The sequence below is a fragment of the Pseudomonas sp. H1_D04 genome, from assembly GCF_054683855.1.
The window spans coordinates 692,711-709,678 of record NZ_CP162826.1; the positions used below are offsets into that span (position 1 = coordinate 692,711).

The 16,968-nt window shown below is 61.3% G+C and carries 15 protein-coding genes; 12 read left to right on the forward strand and 3 right to left on the reverse strand.

The window, feature by feature from the left end:
• Positions 1-11: 11 nt before the first annotated feature.
• Together AB4N82_RS03330 and dinG are read right to left on the reverse strand one after the other, a co-directional pair.
• A complete protein-coding gene (locus AB4N82_RS03330) occupies positions 12-2,309 on the reverse strand; it encodes a beta-galactosidase (RefSeq protein ID WP_122764881.1) in 2,298 nt (765 codons plus the stop codon).
• A gap of 88 nt (positions 2,310-2,397) precedes the next feature.
• Positions 2,398-4,542 (reverse strand): ATP-dependent DNA helicase DinG, encoded by a 2,145-nt coding sequence (gene dinG, locus AB4N82_RS03335; protein ID WP_032891598.1) that lies wholly within the window; start codon positions 4,540-4,542, stop codon positions 2,398-2,400.
• Between the two features lie 99 nt (positions 4,543-4,641).
• On the opposite strand from dinG, the gene AB4N82_RS03340 reads away from it, so the two are divergent.
• A complete protein-coding gene (locus AB4N82_RS03340; RefSeq protein WP_032891599.1) occupies positions 4,642-5,106 on the forward strand; it encodes a CopD family protein in 465 nt (154 codons plus the stop codon).
• 76 nt (positions 5,107-5,182) lie between these two features.
• Here the strand turns inward: AB4N82_RS03340 and AB4N82_RS03345 are convergent, their stop codons facing one another.
• Positions 5,183-5,941 carry a hypothetical protein gene (locus tag AB4N82_RS03345; RefSeq protein WP_032891600.1) on the reverse strand — a complete coding sequence of 253 codons (759 nt, stop codon included), beginning with the start codon at positions 5,939-5,941 and terminating at the stop codon, positions 5,183-5,185.
• 244 nt (positions 5,942-6,185) lie between these two features.
• On the opposite strand from AB4N82_RS03345, the gene AB4N82_RS03350 reads away from it, so the two are divergent.
• From AB4N82_RS03350 to AB4N82_RS03400, 11 genes are all read left to right on the forward strand, one after another.
• Positions 6,186-6,683: a DUF6231 family protein gene (locus tag AB4N82_RS03350; protein ID WP_032891602.1), complete on the forward strand. Its 498-nt coding sequence runs from the start codon at positions 6,186-6,188 to the stop codon at positions 6,681-6,683.
• A 4-nt stretch (positions 6,684-6,687) separates the two neighbouring features.
• Positions 6,688-7,158: a YchJ family protein gene (locus tag AB4N82_RS03355; RefSeq protein WP_032891604.1), complete on the forward strand. Its 471-nt coding sequence runs from the start codon at positions 6,688-6,690 to the stop codon at positions 7,156-7,158.
• Positions 7,159-7,177: 19 nt separating this feature from the next.
• A complete protein-coding gene (locus tag AB4N82_RS03360) occupies positions 7,178-7,660 on the forward strand; it encodes an LEA/WHy family protein (protein ID WP_032891606.1) in 483 nt (160 codons plus the stop codon).
• Positions 7,657-7,869, forward strand: coding sequence for an SEC-C metal-binding domain-containing protein (locus tag AB4N82_RS03365; protein ID WP_099601284.1), 213 nt, complete (start codon positions 7,657-7,659; stop codon positions 7,867-7,869). The genes AB4N82_RS03360 and AB4N82_RS03365 overlap by 4 nt, the downstream gene beginning before the upstream one ends.
• Before the next feature lie 180 nt (positions 7,870-8,049).
• Positions 8,050-10,491 (forward strand): penicillin acylase family protein, encoded by a 2,442-nt coding sequence (locus AB4N82_RS03370; RefSeq protein ID WP_460104393.1) that lies wholly within the window; start codon positions 8,050-8,052, stop codon positions 10,489-10,491.
• 201 nt (positions 10,492-10,692) lie between these two features.
• Entirely contained in the window at positions 10,693-11,697 is a 1,005-nt protein-coding gene (locus tag AB4N82_RS03375; RefSeq protein WP_032891612.1) for a ligase-associated DNA damage response exonuclease, read from the forward strand.
• On the forward strand, positions 11,694-13,328 hold the full coding sequence (locus AB4N82_RS03380; protein WP_460104395.1) for an ATP-dependent DNA ligase: 1,635 nt from the start codon (positions 11,694-11,696) through the stop codon (positions 13,326-13,328). Before AB4N82_RS03375 ends, AB4N82_RS03380 begins: the two co-directional genes overlap by 4 nt.
• Positions 13,329-13,557: 229 nt before the next feature.
• Complete coding sequence (locus tag AB4N82_RS03385; RefSeq protein ID WP_032891615.1) at positions 13,558-14,337, forward strand: transporter substrate-binding domain-containing protein; 780 nt, start codon at positions 13,558-13,560, stop codon at positions 14,335-14,337.
• Between the two features lie 57 nt (positions 14,338-14,394).
• On the forward strand, positions 14,395-15,123 hold the full coding sequence (locus AB4N82_RS03390) for an ABC transporter permease (RefSeq protein WP_460104398.1): 729 nt from the start codon (positions 14,395-14,397) through the stop codon (positions 15,121-15,123).
• The gene (locus AB4N82_RS03395; RefSeq protein ID WP_032891620.1) at positions 15,120-15,830 is read left to right on the forward strand and encodes an ABC transporter permease; all 711 of its coding nucleotides are present in this window, start codon (positions 15,120-15,122) and stop codon (positions 15,828-15,830) included. The genes AB4N82_RS03390 and AB4N82_RS03395 overlap by 4 nt, the downstream gene beginning before the upstream one ends.
• A 9-nt stretch (positions 15,831-15,839) precedes the next feature.
• The gene (locus AB4N82_RS03400) at positions 15,840-16,958 is read left to right on the forward strand and encodes a succinylglutamate desuccinylase/aspartoacylase family protein (protein ID WP_032891623.1); all 1,119 of its coding nucleotides are present in this window, start codon (positions 15,840-15,842) and stop codon (positions 16,956-16,958) included.
• The last annotated feature ends 10 nt before the right edge of the window (positions 16,959-16,968 follow it).

Here is a 16,968-nt window from a genome sequence, read left to right on the forward strand (position 1 = left end):
TCAGCGATCAATCAATGACCGTTGGCGGAATGCCCACCGGCATGCCCGGCGCCCTGCCCTGCGCCTTTGCCGTCATGCCCAGACTTACCGCCTTCACCTTCACGGACAGCGCTTGCCGCCTTGGCCTTTTCCGCCTCCTTGCCCAGTTGGTCCACCGCCGCCAGGTTGCTTTTACGCACGCTGTCGACAAAGCCCTGATAAGGCACGTCGGTGATGCCCACCAAGCCGAAATGGCCGTTTTCACCGTCCAGCAAACGGCCGGTCACGGGTTGGTCTAGGTATTGGAACCAGTGCACACCCACAATCGACGGTTCGGCCATGGCTTGCTTGAGGAAGTTGGCGTACGCCGCGCCACGGTCCTCTTCCCTGGCCAACTGGGTCACGCCGCCCCAGAACGGGCCACGATCGGCAGAGCCAAAGTTGAATTCAGTGATCAGCACGGGTTTATCCAACGCGCGCAGCGCAGCGAAGTCGTAACCGTCCTGGGGCTTGAGGGTGTACATGTTGAAGCTCAGCACATCGCAATACTGTGCACACGAAGCCACAGCCTCGGGCGTGCTCACCGCATAGCGACCACCCAGCAACAACTGGTTCGGCGCGTGCCATTTCAGTGAATCGGAGATGGTCTTGAAATAAGCATCGGCAAAGGTTTTCTGGAAGTATTTAAAGTCGGCCTCGATTTCCGGGTGCTCAGTGTTGGGAATCGGTGGTTCAAAGCCTGGATCTTCCATCAGCTCCCAACCCGCCAATTCGATGCCCCAGGCTTTCGACAAGCCTTCTTCATTGCGGTACTTGTCCCGCAATTGCTTGAGGAAAGCGCGTTTGGCTGGAACGTCGGTGGTCATACGCAACGTGCCGTAGGCCAAGGCGTAGCGGGATTTCGGATCATCACCCGGCCCTGCCCAGGCCAGTTCGTTATCGGCAAAGAAGCCGATCAGCCACGGGTCGTCGCGATGGTCGCGGGCAGCAATCGCAACGGCACGCTCGGTCGCCATGGCGAAGCGTGGGTCAAACGGATCGGGCATGCCGCCCCACCAGTCGGTGCCGGTGCTGATGCTGGCGTAATCGCCGACGATCGACAGCGGCAAGGTATAGGGGACGCGGTCGGCACGGGCCAAAGCCTCGTCGCTCCAGTTGCCCACGGTGTTGAAACCCCAGGCTTGCAGGCGGTCCAGGGTGTGAGTCACCCAGCGTTTCTGGTCGAAGCCTTCGCCACCATAGGCGCGCTGCAGGTTGGCGCCATAGAAATCGTACCAACGCCCGGCGCCAAAACTGCGCCCCTCACCCGCACCGTTACCGGTGCGGTTATCGCCACTGCCGTAATACTTATCCAAGGGCTCACCAGCCTTGGGCAACGCCGCAAACATCCATTCACGACCGGCCACGTAGGTCTGGCTGTTATCCGGGGCCACGGTATTGACGCCCAGGGAGTAGAACGGATGGCCCTCAGGCGTTACCAGATACCAGCGGCCGTCACGCTTCTCCGTGTGGAAAAAGCCGCTGGCCTTGAATGCAGGGCCTTTGTTCCAGCCACCAAACCTGTCCAATGCGGACTTATCCCGCGCAGCCAACCAGCCTTGAAGCTGGGTTTGCTCTTTGGCCGCGGCGGCCTTGAGCTGCTCGTCGCTGCTGACCTTCTCTGGCCAACGCGCACGGGTGGATTGGCCATACGCATCCACTAACTCGCTGTAGGCGGCCTTCAATACCGGCTCACTGTCCTGCACACCAAAGCGCTCCAGCAGGATGCTTTGGGCCGCGTTGGGCTTGATCATCGACAACGTGACCGAGACCACCTGGCTGCGGTCGATTTCCCCAGCGCTGCCAGCCAGCAACACACGCTGGCCATCAACAGTAATCGGCATCGGCGGGCCGGCCTTCATGCCCTGACTCAGCGGCGAGTTGGCTTGCAGCGGGATCAGCAGGGTCTGTGCCGGGCCGGCCGGCAGGTCGATTCGACTGACCAACGTCTTGCCGTCACTGCTCTGCACCTTGACGTAAAGGGTCAGCGCCCAGTCCATGGCACTCTGAATACGCAGGCTCATGGCGCTGGACTGCGACCAGTCCCACACCCCCGTCTGCGGGCTAAGCACCAAGCTGGGCTCGGCGGCCGGGTTGAAGGTGATACGGCGCAACACCTCACCTTCGGGGGTTTGCTCGGCGTTGTATTGCGGCAGGCTGGCGTCCTGGGTCGCCACCTTGACCACATCGGCAGGCCGGACGAAGTTGAACAGGGTTTGTTGCCCGGCGGGCGCCGCCATCAAGGGCGCAGCGAACAGCAGGGCAAAAAGGGCGGGCAGCGTGCGAATCATACGAGCAAGGTTCTCCCAAACGGCCGGTGAATGGCCTGATGACATTGATGAGATAGACCACGAAGTGGGCGAATCCGCCCACAGTGGCTTAAGAAATTTCGCGCCGGAACGGCGGTAAAGCATTCAGGATAGCTTTGCCGTAGCGCTGGGTGACCAAACGACGGTCGAGCAAGGTGATGGTGCCGCGGTCTTCTTCCGTACGCAGCAACCGCCCGCAGGCCTGCACCAGCTTCAACGAAGCATCCGGCACCGAGATTTCCATGAACGGGTTACCGCCCCGCGCTTCGATCCATTCGGCCAACGCGGCCTCTACCGGATCATCCGGCACCGAGAACGGGATCTTGGCGATCACCACGTGCTCGCAGTACGCGCCCGGCAAGTCGACACCTTCGGCAAAGCTCGCCAGGCCGAACAATACGCTGGAGTCCCCGCCGTCGACGCGCGCCTTGTGCTTGTTCAGGGTTTCCTGCTTGGACAGGTTGCCCTGGATAAACACCTGCTTGCGCCAGTCACGGTCGAGGCCGTCGAACACGTCCTGCATCTGCTTGCGCGACGAGAACAGCACCAGCGTGCCCCGGGAGCCTTCGACCAGGCCCGGCAAGTCACGAATGATCGCGGCAGTGTGGGCCGGCGCGTCCCGAGGATCGGCCTTGAGGTCCGGCACCCGTAACACACCGGCGTCGGCGTGATGGAACGGGCTCGGCACCACGGCGGTGACGGCTTTTTTCGGCAGCCCGGCGCGCATGCGGAACCGGTCGAAAGTGCCCAGGGCAGTCAGCGTGGCGGAGGTGACCAGGCAGCCGTAGGCCACGTTCCACAGATTGCGCCGAAGCATTTCGGCGGCGAGGATCGGGCTGGCATTGACCTCAATATCAAACAGCGCGCCGCTTTCCGACAAGGTCAGCCAACGGGCCATGGGCGGGTTGTCTTCGGGGTCTTCGACGGTAAACGCGGTCCACAGCTCCCAGTTCCCTTGGGAACGGGACAACAGGCTGCCGAACAGTGGGTACCACTCCTCGGCCTGGTTACTGGCGATGCCGATATTGACCTCGCCATCCATGCCTTCCTTGAGCAAATCCGTGAGACGGGTAAACAGGTCAGTCAGGCGTGAAAAGCCTTTCTTCAGTTCAATGCCCATTTCGCGCATATGCTCGGGGATCATCCCGCCGACAAAGCGGTGACGTGGGCGCTCACGGCCCTCCACATCTTCGCCGGGCTTGAAGTCGGCGACCTGCTCGCAGGCGCTGAACATGAACTGCTGCTGGGTCTTGATCTCCCGCGCCAGCTCCGGCACCTGCTCAATCAGCTTGCCCAAGTCGCCGGGCAGCGGGTGCTGGGCGAGCAATTTGGTGAGGTTCTTCGCGGTGGTTTCCAGCCAGTCGGCGGTGGAACGCAGGCGCGTGTAGTGGGCGAAGTGGCCGATGGCCTTGTCGGGCAGGTGATGGCCTTCGTCGAACACATAGAGCGTGTCGCGAGGGTCCGGCAGGACGGCGCCGCCGCCCAGGGCCAGGTCGGCCAGGACCATGTCGTGGTTGGTGACGATTACGTCGACTTTGCCCATGCCCTCGCGCGCTTTGTAGAAAGCGCACTGACCGAAGTTCGGGCAATGGCGGTTAGTGCATTGGCTATGGTCGGTGGTCAGGCGTGCCCAGTCGGCGTCTTCAAGGGCGGTGGGCCAGCTGTCGCGGTCGCCGTCCCATTTATTGCCGGCCAGTTTCTCGATCATGCTGGTAAACAGCTTCTGGCTGACTTCATCAACCTCAATCTTGAAGCCTTCTTCTTCGAACAGCGACGCCGTGGCGGTCTGCGCGTGGCCTTCCTGCAGCAGCACGTCGAGCTTGGACAGGCACATGTAGCGGCCACGGCCCTTAGCCAGGGCAAACGTGAAGTTCAGGCCACTGTTGCGCATCAGGTCGGGCAGGTCTTTGTAGACGATCTGCTCTTGCAGGGCGACGGTAGCGGTGGCGATCACCAAGCGCTTGCCTGCGGCCTTGGCGGTCGGGATCGCAGCGAGGCTGTAGGCAACGGTCTTGCCGGTACCGGTGCCGGCTTCGACGGCCACGACCGCTGGGTCACCTTCGCGGCGACCTTCATCGTCGGTGTCGATATCCCCGAGGACCTTGGCCACTTCGGCGATCATCAGGCGTTGGCCGTAGCGCGGTTTCAAGCTCTTGGCTTCGAGAAAACGCGAGTAGGCGCCCTGGATCGTGGTTTTGAGTTCAGTGCTGATCATGGATAGTCGGGCGCAAAAAACGCTGGATAAATTTTCAGTGGTTCGGATCGGCCGCTATCATACCCCGCTAATTAATCCCGCGCAGAACGGAGTACCACAATGACCGCGTTTAGCCTCGCTTACACCCTGCATGTATTGGCCGCCCTGGTATGGGTGGGCGGTATGTTTTTCGCCTGGATGATCCTGCGACCCGCCGCCATGGCGGCACTTGAGGGCCCTGCCCGACTCAAGTTGTGGGCAAATGTGTTTCAACGTTTTTTCGTGTGGGTATGGGTGGCGGTGCTGGTTTTGCCGATCAGCGGTGTGGGCCTGCTGCAACTGCGTTTCAGCGGGTTTGAGACTGCACCGCGTTACGTGCAGGTGATGATGGGCTTATATCTGGTGATGACCGCGTTGTTTATCCGCATCCAGGCGTTGAAATTTCCGGAGTTGAAGGCGGCGGTGGCGGCTGAGGATTGGCCGGCGGGCGCGGCTGCGCTGGGGCAGATTCGCAAGTTGGTGGGGGTTAATCTGATTGTTGGGTTGGTGGTGGTCGCGATTGCTTCGGCTCGGCCGATGTTCTGAGACGACCTTTAGCCCGCTATCGGCAGCAAGCCCCCCACACCCGGAATGCATTCCAAGGTGGGAGGGGCTTGAAGTATCAGAGACGCTGAATAGTCACAGTCCCCGCAGGCCCAACCGGCCCCGGTTGTCCTTCCAAACCAGGACGGCCCTTTTCGCCGCCATCGGCGCGATACACCAGGCAGCCTTTGGATTCCCCGCCTTTGCCCGGTTTGCCCGCTGTACCCGCCAGCCCGCCAGCGCCGCCGTCCACCCAGACCTTGATATGTTCAGCCGGGAAGTCCTTAGGCAACTCCACGCGTACCTGCGCACCCGCGCCCCCCGGCAGGCCATCACCGCCATTATCACCATTGAAACCGCGCCCGGCTGAGCCCCATGTGCAACCCGGGTCCACACCATTGGCACCATCAAGCCCGGCATAACCCTGAGCACCGGCGCCGCCACGGGCATCCACCGACAGCTCTTCAGCCGCCAACGAATTGATGCGCAAGGTCAGGTCTCGACCGGCTTTCGCAGGTTTTTCATGGGTGCCTGGCGCGCCGCGCGAGGTGATCTGGCTGCCATGTTCCAGTTGCGCATGACCCACCTGCAATTGCAGCCCGACAGCGCCGGGGACAATGGCGATACGTGCATCGCGCCCCAAATGCAGCTCATCGACGGTGACCTGGCTGATGGTCGAGGGGATCAGCAAGGTGCCGTAGTCCGCCACTTCCAAGCGTTCCAGCTGCAACACACTGGTGCTGCTAGGCAGGCGCATCAACGAGTTGGTTTCGACACTGACGCTCTGGGCCAGGGCAACGGGGCTGGCCAACAGAGCCAACAGAAAAACCTTACGCATCATGGGGCTCCTGAGTGTTTTCAAATTTTTCTTTGATCGCACAGTAACGACTTCTACAGGCGATTTGCCAGTGAAGGTTCAAAAAACTTGAAAGGGCGGCGATTAAAGAGAGGATCTGTGCCGCGGTACCCCATCCCCGTATTCATTGAGGATGAACATCAAAGTAGGACTTTTCGCCATCACCTGCTCTAGGCCCACACGCTCAGCCGCGCTAGTCTCTACGGTCCTGATGTGAGGATCTCTGATGACCGCTGGTATTTCTGCCCGTACCCCCCAGCAAGCCCTGGCCGCATTGCTCGATCTGCACCAGCCCAAACGCCTGTTGCTGTTGGGTGCCAGCCAGTTCCCGGCGCTGGATGCCTTTAAGGAAGCGCATCCCGACACCCAAGTGTTTGTGGCAACGCCTGGGCCGTTGCCCGCAGAGCTGGCCGCGCTGCGCTTTGACCTGGCATTGGTGGTCGATTGCCTGGAGCACCTGTCAAAACCTCAAGGCCTGACCCTGCTCGGCGGGATTCGCAACCTCAACGCCAGCCGCATTGCGGTGCTGGTGGACCTGGGCGCCTGCGACTGGAAGGACACCGATTTCTTCTCTCTGGCCCTGCAGGCCGGCGAACGCTTCCAGCGCGATGAGCAGGTGCTGACGCTGTTTACCTACGATCTGCTTGACTATAAACAGGTGCCGGACTGGCTCAATGCCCGCTTCTGGGCCAACCCGGAAAATTTCGGTAAGTATTGGTGGTAACCCAATGAGTACATCCATTTGTCCCTGCGGCAGTGGCAACCTGCTGGATGCCTGCTGCGGCCATTATCACGCCGGTCACCCGGCGCCGTGCGCCAGCGCGTTGATGCGCTCGCGCTACAGCGCCTATGTGCTGGGCCTGGTGGACTATCTGGTGGCGACCACATTGCCCGCGCAACAGGCGGGTTTGGATCGCGAATCCATCAGCGCCTGGAGTGCCCAGAGCACCTGGCTCGGCCTTGAGGTGGAAAGCTCGGAGGTGTTCGGCGGCCAGCCGGAACATGCCTTCGTGACCTTTACTGCGCGCTGGCACGACAGCACCGGCGAACATAGCCACCGCGAACAGTCTTCTTTCGTACAGAATGACGGGCGCTGGTACTTCATCGATCCGACGGTGGAGGTGAAGGCTGGACGCAATGACGCGTGCCTCTGCGGCAGCGGGCAAAAATTCAAGAAGTGCTGCTCCAGCTACTTCTAACCACAATAGGACCAACGCCATGCTCCGGATCTACAGCTTGATGCTGGCGTTAATCTTCGGTCTGAGCGGCTGCGCTTCGTGGTTCGAGGACGACGCGCCGCCGCCCCACGTCTCTCTGGTTAAGGTCGAAGTGGTGCGGGCCAAGTTGCTGGAACAGAAATTCAAACTGTACTTTCGCGTAGACAACCGCGACGACGCCGACCTGACCGTGCGCGGCCTGATCTACAAGGTCACCCTGGATGATTTTGTGCTGACCGAAGGCGAGTCCAACGAATGGCTCACCGTGCCGCCCCGAAGCCATGCGTTTTTCAAAGTTTCCGTACGCACCAACCTCTGGCCGCAGATACGCAGTGTCGTGCAGCTGTTGAAAAAACCCGACCAACCCGTGCCCTATCGCTTGGAAGGCGAGCTCAAAACCGGATTATTCATCGGTTATGACGTGCAGGTGGCCCACAATGGCGTGATAATCCCCGGCGATTTTATTCCGGAGCGACATCAATGACTCAGCAACCCCATGTCCATGGTCCTGACTGCAACCACGATCACGATCACCATGATCACGACCACGGCCACGATCACGGCCATGTCCACGGCCCGAACTGCGGCCACGCTCATCAAGAGCCTGTGCGCAACGCGTTGAAGGACGTTGGCCGCAACGATCCTTGCCCATGCGGCAGCGAGAAAAAATTCAAGAAGTGCCACGGGGCGTAAGCCCGATACTGTAATAGGCGCCCGGCGACGGTTCGGGCATATGAATGGGCACGGAAGGCCAATCCGCCCAAGTCCTCTTGGGCCGTTCATGAAAATAAGGCTGAGCTCCTGCTTGCGTCGGTTCGCCGCGCTCACTAACGTAGCGCCTTTACTGACGCTACCCCCCGCAGGAGCTTTGCCATGGCCTCGCCAGCCCTCTCACATTTTCTCCCCCGGTTCGGCGTTGCCGCGGCAGTGGCCAGTGCATTAAGCCTGGCCGGTTGCCAGCTCCAGAGCACCCAGGACACCTTGCCGCCCGTTGCGGGCGTACAGCCGATCAAAGGCCTGGCACAAAACGTGTCGGTGCGCCGCAATGCCCAAGGCATGCCGCTGATCGAAAGCAACACATTCCACGACGCACTGTTCAGCCTTGGCTATGTGCACGCCAGTGACCGCATCACCCAGATGGTCACCCTGCGCCTGCTGGCCCAAGGCCGTCTTGCAGAAATGTCCGGCCCAGAGGTGTTGGATGTCGACCGCTTCATGCGTGCGGTCAACCTGAAAAAAAGCGCCGGCGAGCTGTACAACGCCTCATCGCCGCGCCTCAAGCGCTTCTTCGAAGTGTATGCCCGTGGCGTCAACGCCTACCTGTTCCGCTACCGCGACAAGCTGCCGCCGGACCTGGCCCAGACCGGCTACAAGCCCGAATACTGGAAGCCGGAAGATTCGGCGCTGTTGTTCTGCCTGCTGAATTTCAGCGAGTCGGCCAACCTGCAAGAAGAGCTCGCCTCTCTGGTGCTCGCGCAAAAAGTCGGCGTCGACAAACTCGCCTGGCTTACCCCAAGCGCACCGGATGAGCCCATCCCACTGGCCGAAGCCGAGAAGCTCAAGGGCGTGAACTTCAGCCAGATCACCGGCCTGGCGGGGCTGGACACCGTCAGCCAGCAACTGGGCAGCCTCAATGCCCTGGCCGTGACCACGTCGAGCAACTGGGCCATCGGCCCGCAGCGCAGCCGCAGTGGCAAGAGCCTGCTGGCCAACGACCTCGCCGCCCAACCGCAAGCACCGTCGCCATGGAGCTACGTGCAGATTCGCGCCCCGAAATACCAGGCCGTCGGCGCCTCGATTGCCGGCTTACCAACGCTGCTGTCCGGGTTCAACGGCAAAGTCGCGTGGAGCATGAGCACGGTCAAGGGCGATACCCAGGACCTGTTCCTGGAAAAGGTCAAACGCCAGGGCAACGCGCTGTACTACGAGAACAACGGCAAATGGCTGCCGGCCGGCGTGCGGAATGAAACCTTCTTCGTCAAAGGCCAGCGCTCGACTCGCGAAGTTGTCTACGAAACCCGTCACGGCGCCCTGCTCAACAGCAGCCAGGCGCTCACCAGCGGTCTGGGCCTGGCGTTGCAAACAGCCGACTTTAAAGACGACAAGAGCCTGGATGCGTTCTTCGACCTGTCCCGCGCGCAAAACGTCGCCAAAGCCTCGGATGCGACCCGCGAGATTCGCGCCATTGCCTTAAACATGGTGTTCGCCGACGCCACCAATATCGGCTGGCAGGTCACCGGCCGCTTCCCCAACCGCCGCGAAGGCGAGGGTCTGGTGCCGTCGCCAGGCTGGGATACGCGTTTTGACTGGGACGGCTACGCCGACGCGATGCTGCATCCTTATGACCAGGACCCGGCCCAAGGCTGGATCGGCACCGCCAACCAGCGCACCGCGCCGCGTGGCTATGGCATGCAGTTGTCCAACTCCTGGGACGCCCCGGAGCGCAGCGAGCGCCTGGCGCAATTGGCCAATGCCGGCAAGCACGACAGTCGTAGCATGATCGCCATGCAATACGACCAGACCACCACGTTCGCCGCCAAGCTCAAGACCATGTTCCAGGCTCCGGGCATGGCCCAGCCGCTGAAACAGGCGATTGATGGGTTGCCTGCAGCCGAACAGGCCAAAGCGCGTGAAGCGCTGAATCGCCTGATGGCCTTCGACGGTCGCCTCGTCGCGACATCCGCCGACGCGGCCCTCTATGAGTTATTCCTGCAGGAAAGTACCAAGCAGATCTTCCTCGACGAACTCGGCCCGGAAAACAGCGCCAGTTGGAAAGCGTTTGTCAGCAACGCCAACCTCTCCTACGCCGCCCAGGCCGACCACTTGCTGAGCCGCGAAGACAGCCCGTTCTGGGACGACGTGCGCACACCGCAGAAAGAAGACAAACCGGCGATCCTGGCCCGCAGCCTCGCGGCCGCGATCACCGCGGGCGACAACCAGCTGGGCGCCGATCACAAGGCCTGGCAGTGGGGCAAGCTGCACAGCACCACCTGGAAGAACACTGCTGGCCAAGTCATTCGCGGCCCGTTGGCGTCCGGCGGTGACCACAACACCTTGAATCCGGCGCCGTATAGCTGGGGCCAGGATTTCAACACCACCCAAGTCCCGGCGCTGCGCATGATCGTCGACTTCGGCCAGGTGGAACCGATGATGGGCCAGGGCGGCATCGGCCAATCCGGCAATCCCGCCAGCCCGAGCTACGCCAATGGCATCGACCCGTCGCTCAAGGCGCAATACCTGAGCTTCCCGATGCAGCCGCAGAACTTTGAGAAGGTCTATGGGAAAGCTCGGTTGACCCTGACTCCAGGCAAATAAACCAGCTTTCTCCTGAAGAAACCGGGTCAAAATGTGGGAGGGTGCTTGCTCCCGATAGCAGTGGGTCAGCCAATACAAATTTGACTGATCCACCGCCATCGGGAGCAAGCACCCTCCCACATTTGGCTCTCTGCATTTAGATAGAACTTCTCCAGGTTCATTCTCCTCCTACTGATAAGCCCATCGCCCACGGCACACCCCATGGACCTTGTCATCGCCCGCCCTGAAGGTCTCTACTGCCCCGCCGGTGATTTCTACATCGACCCTTGGCGCCCGGTAGAACGCTCCGTCATCACCCACGCCCACGGCGACCACGCCCGCACCGGCAACCAGCATTACCTGGCCGCCGCGCCCGGCGAAGGCATCCTGCGCTCGCGCCTGGGACAGGACATCAACCTGCAAACCCTGGCTTACGGCGAGAAACTGCAGCATCACGGCGTGACGTTGAGTTTCCATCCGGCCGGGCATGTGCTCGGCTCAGCCCAGGTGCGCCTGGAATACCAAGGTGAAGTCTGGGTGGCGTCTGGCGATTACAAAGTCGAGCCTGATGGCACCTGCGCGCCCTTCGAACCGGTGCGTTGCCACACCTTTATCACCGAATCCACCTTTGGCCTGCCGATCTACCGGTGGCAGCCCCAGGCGCAGATTTTTGCCGGGATCAACGATTGGTGGCAGGCCAATATCGCTGCCGGCAAGGCCAGCGTGTTGTACTGCTATTCCTTCGGCAAAGCCCAGCGCATCCTGCATGGCATCGACGCCAGCATCGGTCCGATCCTCAGCCACGGCGCAGTCGAACCGCTGAACCGGGTGTACCGCGAGGCCGGCGTCTACATTCCCGAGACGCTCTACGCCGGTGACTTCACCAAGACCGACCCGCTGCTGCGCCAAGCCCTGATCATTGCCCCGCCCTCCGCCGGCGGCAGCAGTTGGATCAAGCGTTTCGGCGACTACAGCGACGCGTTCGCCAGCGGCTGGATGCGCCTGCGCGGCACACGGCGGCGGCGCGGTGTGGACCGAGGTTTTGTGCTCTCGGACCACGCCGACTGGCCCGGTTTGTTGTGGGCCATCGAACAAACCGGCGCGGAACGGGTGATGGTGACCCACGGCTCAGTCGGCGTATTGGTGCGCCACTTGCGGGAAAAAGGCCTGGATGCCCAGGGTTTCACCACCGAGTACGGTGACGACGAAGAAGAGGTCAGCGCATGAAGGCCTTCGCTGAGCTGTACGCCAACCTCGACGCCACCACTTCCAGTAACGCCAAGCTCGCGGCCCTGCAAGCCTACTTCCTGAAGGCGCCGCCTGAGGATGCGGCATGGGCAGTGTATTTCCTGTCCGGCGGACGCCCTCGACAACTGGTGCCGACGCGCCTGCTGCGGGACATGGCCACCGAAGCGTCCGGCATCGAGCCTTGGCTGTTCGAAGAGAGCTATCAGTCGGTGGGAGACCTGGCCGAAACGATTTCCCTGCTGCTGCCGGAATCAACCTACACCTCAGAAGACGGCCTCGCCGTGTGGCTGGAAGAAAAACTCCTGCCCTTGCGCGGCCTCCCACCTCAGGACCTGGCAGAGCGCCTGCCGGCGTTATGGGCACAACTGGACCAACCGAGCCTGATGGTGTGCATCAAATTGATCACCGGCAGCTTTCGTGTGGGCGTCTCCAAATTGCTGGTCACCCGCGCCCTTGCCGCCATGGCCGGGCTGGACAGCAAACGCGTGGCCCAGCGCCTGGTGGGCTACACCGATCTGTCCAACCGCCCGACACCCCTGGGCTACCTCAAACTGATCGCCGCAGAATCGTCCGACGAACATGCGCAACGCGGCGGTCAGCCGTATCCGTTTTTTCTTGCTCATGGGTTGTCGCAGCCGGTAAAGCAATTCGATGCATTGCTTGGCTCCCCAGCCGACTGGCAGGTGGAGTGGAAGTGGGACGGCATTCGCGCGCAACTGGTCAAGCGCGAGGGGCGCCTGTGGGTCTGGTCCAGGGGTGAAGAATTGGTGACTGACCGTTTTCCCGAACTCCACAGCCTGGTAAGTGGCCTGCCCGATGGCACGGTGATCGACGGCGAAATCGTGGTGTGGAAAGACTCAGTGCAACCCTTCGCTCTGTTGCAGCAGCGTATCGGTCGCAAGACCCTGAGCAAAAAAGTCCTTGAGGATGCGCCGGTGGCGGTGCTGGCCTACGACCTGCTGGAACATGCGGGCGACGACTGGCGCAACCACACCCAGGCCGAGCGCCGCGCACAGTTGGAACAGGTGATTGCTGTGTGCAACCAACCGGTATTGCAGCCCTCACCGCTGCTGACGGGTGCAACTTGGCAGGACCTTGCGCAGCAACGCGAAGCCTCCCGCAGCCTCGGCGTCGAGGGCATGATGCTCAAGAATCGCCAAGGCCTGTATGGCGTCGGCCGCACCAAGGACATGGGCCTGTGGTGGAAGTGGAAAGTCGACCCGTTCAGCGTCGACGCCGTGTTGATCTACGCCCAGCGCGGCCATGGCCGGCGCGCCAGCCTCTACAGCGACTACACCTTTGCCGTGTGGGACGGCCCGCCCGGCAGCGAGCGCAGCCTGGTGCCGTTTGCCAAGGCCTATTCCGGACTGACCGACGAGGAGATGCGCAAGGTCGACGCGATTGTGCGCAAGACTACGGTGGAGAAGTTCGGCCCGGTCAGCAGCGTCACGCCAAGTATGGTGTTCGAGCTGGGGTTTGAGGGGATCGCCCTGTCCAAGCGGCATAAAAGCGGGATTGCGGTGCGCTTTCCGCGGATGTTGCGGTGGCGCCAGGACAAGGCGGTAGAGGAAGCCGACAGCCTCGCCACTCTGCAAGACCTCCTGGCCTGACGTAACGCCCGCTCCCAGGTTTTAATTTCCGCATGACTCGTAATGGTGCACTCATTTTCCGATGCCCACTTTCGGGCATCTCCTACACTCAAGATTCCCTCTTCCCACCTTTTAAAACGATCATTCGGAACTATGGTGCAGAAATTGCTACTTGTGTTCCGTCTGACACCGTTCAGTAACAGTCCTAAACGCGCCACAAGCGCTTATCTTGGTTTCCAGGGATTACATAATGAAAAAAGCATTGCTGACCCTTTCTGCACTGGCTCTGTGCATGGCCGCCGGTACCGCGCTGGCCAAGGAATACAAGGAATTGCGTTTTGGTGTCGATCCGTCCTACGCGCCCTTCGAATCCAAAGCTGCTGACGGCAGCCTTGTGGGCTTCGATATCGATCTGGGCAATGCCATCTGTGCCGAGCTGAAGGTCAAGTGCAAGTGGGTCGAAAGCGACTTCGACGGCATGATCCCAGGCCTGAAGGCCAACAAGTTCGACGGCGTGATCTCGTCCATGACCGTGACCCCGGTGCGTGAAAAGGCCATCGACTTCTCCAACGAGCTGTTCTCCGGCCCAACCTCGCTGGTGTTCAAGAAAGGCGCTGGCTTCTCGACACCTGAGTCGCTCAAAGGCAAGTCCGTGGGCTACGAGCAAGGCACCATCCAGGAAGCCTATGCCAAGGCTGTGCTGGACAAGGCCGGTGTGACCACCAAGGCCTACGCCAACCAGGACCAGGTTTATGCTGACCTGACTTCCGGCCGTCTCGACGCTTCCGTACAGGACATGCTGCAAGCCGAACTCGGTTTCCTGAAGTCGCCAGCCGGTGCCGGCTACGAAGTCAGCGCAGCTATTGACGACCCATTGCTGCCGTCGAAAACCGCGATCGGTATCAAAAAAGGTAACACTGAACTCAAGGCGCTTTTGGATAAAGGTATCAAAGCGTTACACGATGATGGCACCTACGCCACTATCCAGAAGAAACACTTTGGCGATCTGAACCTGTACAGCGGCAAATAATGCCCGGGGCGCCCCTCCAGTGGAGGGGCGCTTTTTTATCGCCATAGGTCCTGATTTATGTTCGAAGATCTGTTGCAAACCCTCGGGCTGAGCGCGTTCAGCTTGAAGGGTTTCGGCCCGCTGTTGCTGCAAGGCACCTGGATGACCCTCAAGTTGTCGGTGTTGTCCCTGGCCGTCAGCGTGCTGCTGGGCCTGCTCGGCGCCAGCGCCAAACTCTCCAGCCTGCCCTTCCTGCGCATTCCCGCCCAGCTCTACACCACGTTGATCCGTGGCGTACCCGACTTGGTGCTGATGCTGCTGATTTTTTACAGCCTGCAAACCTGGCTTACCGGCCTGACCGACTTTATGGAATGGGAATACATCGAGATCGACCCATTCAGCGCCGGGGTGATCACCCTGGGCTTTATCTACGGTGCCTACTTCACCGAGACCTTTCGCGGCGCGATCCTCGCCGTGCCCCGTGGCCAGTTGGAAGCCGCCACTGCCTATGGGCTCAAGCGCGGGCGACGCTTTCGCTACGTGACCTTCCCGCAGATGATGCGCTTCGCCCTGCCGGGCATCGGCAATAACTGGATGGTGATGCTCAAGGCCACCGCACTGGTATCGATCATCGGCTTGGCGGACTTGGTCAAGGCGGCCCAGGACGCGGGTAAAAGCACTTATCAGTTGTTTTATTTCCTGGTGCTGGCCGCGCTGATCTACCTGGTGATCACCAGCGTCTCCAACTTTGTCTTGCGCCGTCTTGAACGTCGCTACTCCGCAGGCTCCCGGGAGGCGGTGCGATGATCGAACTCTTGCAGGAATACTGGCGCCCGTTCCTTTACAGCGACGGCCAACACATTACTGGCCTGGCCATGACCATGTGGTTGCTCAGCGCCGCACTGGTGATCGGCTTTCTGGTGTCGATCCCGCTGTCCATCGCCCGCGTGTCGCGCAACCCGCTGGTACGCTGGCCGGTGCAGTTCTACACCTACCTGTTTCGTGGCACACCGCTCTATATCCAGTTGCTGATCTGCTACACCGGCATCTACAGCATCGCCGCCGTGCGCGAACAACCGGTACTGGATGCGTTCTTTCGCGATGCAATGAACTGCACGATCCTGGCCTTCGCCCTTAACACCTGCGCCTACACCACGGAGATTTTCGCCGGGTCCATCCGCAGCATGGCCCACGGCGAAGTCGAGGCGGCCAAGGCCTACGGGCTCAGCGGCTGGAAGCTGTACGCCTATGTGATCATGCCGTCCGCACTGCGCCGTTCGCTGCCGTACTACAGCAACGAAGTGATCCTGATGCTGCATTCGACCACCGTGGCGTTTACCGCGACGATTCCGGACATCCTCAAAGTGGCACGAGATGCCAACTCGGCGACCTTCATGACCTTTCAATCGTTCGGCATTGCCGCGCTGATCTACCTCGCCGTGACCTTTGCCCTGGTCGGCCTGTTTCGGCTGGCGGAACGTCGCTGGCTGGCCTTTCTCGGGCCGAGCCATTAAGGAGCCTTCATGCGTCATCAGCTACATGAACTGATTGCGCCGGTGCCAGGCACGGCGCGGCAAATCCACAGTTTCCACTTCGGCCCGCAGCAGGCCGCAGGCAAGGTTTACATCCAGTCGTCGCTGCATGCCGATGAGCTGCCCGGCATGCTGGTGGCCTGGCACTTGAAGATGCGCCTCGCCGAATTGGCGGCGGCTGGGCGGCTGTTGAGCGAGATCGTGTTGGTGCCCATCGCCAACCCGGTGGGCCTGGAACAGGTGTTGATGGATATCCCCCTGGGCCGCTACGAGTTGGAGAGCGGGCAGAACTTCAATCGCCTGTTTGTCGACCTCAGTGATGAGGTGGGCAACCAGGTCGAGGCGCTGCTCGGAGATGATCCGCAACACAATGTCGAACTGATTCGCGCCGCATTGAGCACCGCCTTGGCCGGGCAAACCGCCGCAACCCAGTTGCAGTCTCAACGACTGGTACTGCAGCGCCTGGCCTGCGACGCCGACATGGTGCTGGACCTGCATTGCGACTTCGAAGCCGTTGCGCACCTGTACACCACACCAGAGGCCTGGCCGCGGGTGGAGCCGTTGGCGCGCTATATAGGCTCGGAAGCCAACTTGCTGGCCACCGACTCCGGCGGGCAGTCTTTCGATGAGTGCTTCACCCTGGTCTGGTGGCAGTTGCAGCAACGTTTTGCCGGGCGCTTTCCGATTCCCATGGGCAGCTTTTCGGTGACCGTAGAACTGCGCGGGCAGGGCGACGTCAACCACGGCCTGGCCAGCCTCGATTGCCAGGCGATCATCGATTACCTGATTCACTTCGGCGCAATTGCCGGCGACCCGGCACCGCTGCCCGACCTGCCCTACCCCGCCACGCCCCTGGCAGGCGTCGAACCCGTGGCGACGCCGGTCGGCGGCCTGTTGGTGTTCAGCGCCCTGCCCGGTGAATACCTGGAAGCCGGGCAACTGATCGCTGAAATCATCGACCCCATTACCGACCGCGTAACGCCCGTGCACTGCCACAACGCAGGCCTGCTTTACGCCCGTTCGCTACGCCGCATGGCCACTGCGGGGATGGTCATCGGCCATGTCGCAGGCTCAGAGGCCTACCGCAGCGGCTATCTACTTTCGCCTTGAGGATGCACGC

Bases quoted from the DNA above. Each gene is read 5' to 3' on its own strand.
- AB4N82_RS03330 (WP_122764881.1), bottom strand. From the start codon at position 2,309: ATGATTCGCACGCTGCCCGCCCTTTTTGCCCTGCTGTTCGCTGCGCCC.
- dinG (WP_032891598.1), bottom strand. From the start codon at position 4,542: ATGATCAGCACTGAACTCAAAACCACGATCCAGGGCGCCTACTCGCGT.
- AB4N82_RS03340 (WP_032891599.1), top strand. From the start codon at position 4,642: ATGACCGCGTTTAGCCTCGCTTACACCCTGCATGTATTGGCCGCCCTG.
- AB4N82_RS03345 (WP_032891600.1), bottom strand. From the start codon at position 5,941: ATGCGTAAGGTTTTTCTGTTGGCTCTGTTGGCCAGCCCCGTTGCCCTG.
- AB4N82_RS03350 (WP_032891602.1), top strand. From the start codon at position 6,186: ATGACCGCTGGTATTTCTGCCCGTACCCCCCAGCAAGCCCTGGCCGCA.
- AB4N82_RS03355 (WP_032891604.1), top strand. From the start codon at position 6,688: ATGAGTACATCCATTTGTCCCTGCGGCAGTGGCAACCTGCTGGATGCC.
- AB4N82_RS03360 (WP_032891606.1), top strand. From the start codon at position 7,178: ATGCTCCGGATCTACAGCTTGATGCTGGCGTTAATCTTCGGTCTGAGC.
- AB4N82_RS03365 (WP_099601284.1), top strand. From the start codon at position 7,657: ATGACTCAGCAACCCCATGTCCATGGTCCTGACTGCAACCACGATCAC.
- AB4N82_RS03370 (WP_460104393.1), top strand. From the start codon at position 8,050: ATGGCCTCGCCAGCCCTCTCACATTTTCTCCCCCGGTTCGGCGTTGCC.
- AB4N82_RS03375 (WP_032891612.1), top strand. From the start codon at position 10,693: ATGGACCTTGTCATCGCCCGCCCTGAAGGTCTCTACTGCCCCGCCGGT.
- AB4N82_RS03380 (WP_460104395.1), top strand. From the start codon at position 11,694: ATGAAGGCCTTCGCTGAGCTGTACGCCAACCTCGACGCCACCACTTCC.
- AB4N82_RS03385 (WP_032891615.1), top strand. From the start codon at position 13,558: ATGAAAAAAGCATTGCTGACCCTTTCTGCACTGGCTCTGTGCATGGCC.
- AB4N82_RS03390 (WP_460104398.1), top strand. From the start codon at position 14,395: ATGTTCGAAGATCTGTTGCAAACCCTCGGGCTGAGCGCGTTCAGCTTG.
- AB4N82_RS03395 (WP_032891620.1), top strand. From the start codon at position 15,120: ATGATCGAACTCTTGCAGGAATACTGGCGCCCGTTCCTTTACAGCGAC.
- AB4N82_RS03400 (WP_032891623.1), top strand. From the start codon at position 15,840: ATGCGTCATCAGCTACATGAACTGATTGCGCCGGTGCCAGGCACGGCG.